This window comes from Acinetobacter sp. 1566109 (assembly GCF_000582255.1).
In the GTDB taxonomy this organism is placed as follows: Bacteria; Pseudomonadota; Gammaproteobacteria; order Pseudomonadales; family Moraxellaceae; genus Acinetobacter; species Acinetobacter nosocomialis.
In genome coordinates, this window is the sequence record NZ_JEYB01000205.1 from 1 (window position 1) to 838 (window position 838).

Annotated in this window: 2 protein-coding genes; one reads left to right on the forward strand and one right to left on the reverse strand. The window is 36.3% G+C overall.

Going from position 1 to position 838, the window contains the following annotated elements:
- Positions 1-60: 60 nt before the first annotated feature.
- Positions 61-270 carry a hypothetical protein gene (locus tag J582_RS25435; protein ID WP_000122748.1) on the reverse strand — a complete coding sequence of 70 codons (210 nt, stop codon included), beginning with the start codon at positions 268-270 and terminating at the stop codon, positions 61-63.
- Between the two features lie 115 nt (positions 271-385).
- Here J582_RS25435 and J582_RS25440 point away from each other — a divergent pair, with 115 nt between their 5' ends.
- On the forward strand, positions 386-613 hold the full coding sequence (locus J582_RS25440; protein WP_004674114.1) for a helix-turn-helix domain-containing protein: 228 nt from the start codon (positions 386-388) through the stop codon (positions 611-613).
- Positions 614-838 lie beyond the last annotated feature (225 nt).

Sequence of the window (838 nt, forward strand, 5' to 3'; positions counted from 1 at the left end):
TCGGCAATCAGTTTGCCACTTCGTTCCCGGATGGTAGCCATCAGTTAAACCTCCTAAGCCTTATTGCAAAGCATCCATGCTTAAACCAGTGAATTTAAGCATTTCAGTTTCAATACGTTCCCAAACAAAAAGAATTTTGCGGCCACCAAAAGGACGGATGTAGTGAACACCTTCAATAAAGACACTGTCCTTCAGCTGGTTGCGAATGGTACGAGCGTCGTACTGGATTTTTTCAGCCAGTTGCTGGGCTGTGAGATAGGTATATGACATAATTGTATTCCTAGCGTAATTCATCGGATGTAAGGAATTTTTCATCCTTAGACCTAAAATAACCTCAAATTTAATTAAATGCAATTAAATTTTCATTGTATTAGAGGAAAAATTAATGGTTATTTGTAAGCTACCAATATTGTTGGCTGAAAGAAAAATGCGTGTAGCTGACTTAATTCGTGGTACAGGCATTAATAAGACAACTTTGCATAAGCTTTATAATGGCGAATTGACTCGAATTGATTTGGAGACCATCGATCGAATTTGTGATTATTTGGATGTACAGGTAGGGGATTTATTTGTTTTTGAAAAAGACAATAAAGAACAATCTGTTAGTAAGTAGTTTGGTCACAAATGGTCACATCAAAAAGTGAAATGGCCACAAATTATTGATCATTTGGTAAAAAATACCTTGTTTGGAAGAGAACAGGGTGATTTTTTGCCTTCAAAAAAGCTCTGAAAGTGGTGATCGATTGAGGACATTTAAGGTCAATTAAGACCATTTTTATTGTCGTGGGCACGCCATGGTCACATCTTGGTCACAAAATACAAATTACATTAAGAATAT